Source organism: Arthrobacter sp. Cr_A7 (assembly GCF_029222765.1).
Taxonomy (GTDB): domain Bacteria; phylum Actinomycetota; class Actinomycetes; order Actinomycetales; family Micrococcaceae; genus Arthrobacter.
The window spans coordinates 1-1,139 of sequence record NZ_JARHXQ010000159.1; the positions used below are offsets into that span (position 1 = coordinate 1).

At 62.7% G+C, this 1,139-nt stretch carries 3 protein-coding genes; all 3 read right to left on the bottom strand.

The genetic code is table 11. From position 1 onward, the window contains the following. Positions 1 to 232 (bottom strand): helix-turn-helix domain-containing protein (locus tag P2Q66_RS09990; protein ID WP_275727678.1); only part of this gene is annotated, 232 nt, incomplete at its 3' end. Positions 233 to 235: 3 nt separating this feature from the next. Next, positions 236 to 505: a hypothetical protein gene (locus tag P2Q66_RS09995; RefSeq protein ID WP_275727680.1), complete on the bottom strand. Its 270-nt coding sequence runs from the start codon at positions 503 to 505 to the stop codon at positions 236 to 238. A gap of 15 nt (positions 506 to 520) precedes the next feature. Further along, the gene (locus P2Q66_RS10000) at positions 521 to 973 is read right to left on the bottom strand and encodes a hypothetical protein (RefSeq protein ID WP_275727681.1); all 453 of its coding nucleotides are present in this window, start codon (positions 971 to 973) and stop codon (positions 521 to 523) included. Positions 974 to 1,139: the final 166 nt, after the last annotated feature.

A 1,139-nucleotide genomic window follows, 5' to 3' on the forward strand; every position in this document is an offset into this window, starting at 1 on the left:
CGGTCTTCTCATAGGCGGCGTCAATGTATGCCGCCAGGTCATCTTGGCGTACCCGCCAGATCCCGCGGCCGCCGAATTGGGCTGCCCGTAATTCGCCGCTTTTCACCAATGCATAAACCAGTGGTTTCCCCAGGTTCAGGATCTCCTGGACTTCGTCCAGGGTGAGCATCTTTGGGAAGGGCGCCGTGTCGGGCACGGCCGCTGTGGTCACTTCATCAGTCCGTTTCGCCACGGTTTATAGTTCCTCGTTTCGGTGCTGCATCTCATCCATTGTTCTCTGTCCGCGGCGCAGTTCGCCGGCCTTCACAGCCGGCCACGGCTTGCCGCCGTTGTACTTACGCTGCAGCCGCTTCACCTCACGCATAGTGGCCCGGATGATGAAGTCTGACACGCTCGCATCCCCCTCCGCCTTACCGGCCGCGACAAACGCTGCACGGACCTGCCCCGCCTGCTCCTCGGTGTAGTAGGGCGTGAAAGGGCCAACCTTCCGCGGCTTCTCTGCCATCACTTTGAACCGCTCTTACTTCACCGCACGCAAGGCCTTGGGCCAGGGATGCAGACTCTCCAAATAGCCTGGGCGCAACGACATCGAACCGTCCGGAGTTTCGCGGATATCCGAGTGCTGGTGACTGCCACCGGCATGAGCGATCGCAGCCAACACCAGGTCCAGGTTCTCCCTGTCCAGCCCCGGCACAACGTCCGCTAAAACCACCGGAATATTCTCCGCGATAGAAGCTGCGATCAGCAGGAACCGTCGCTCACCGCCGGAGAGCACCCCCACCTCTTCCGGGATCGACTCAAAATCAATCCACGCCCGCACCTGGTGAGCTCCCTCCAGGTCCTCACTGGCGTGCACCCACGGGTTGCCGGGGGCGGCATAACGACCACCGAAAGCGCGAAGCAACAGCTCGGTGGCCGCCTCGATGGTGTAGGAGCCCCTGGCCCAGGCGCGAAGGTCATCTGCATGCGTCATTTGTCGTGTCCTTAGCTCGAAAGTCTGTCAGCGGCCGGCGCGGTCGAGGGCGGCTTTGGCTTGGGCGATGGCTTGCTTGACTTCGCCGGCAGCACGGCCTTGTTCCGCGGTGGGTCCGGTCCCGGGCTGCCAGTCGGAACGAAGCTCGTCTTCTGCGTCCCCCAGG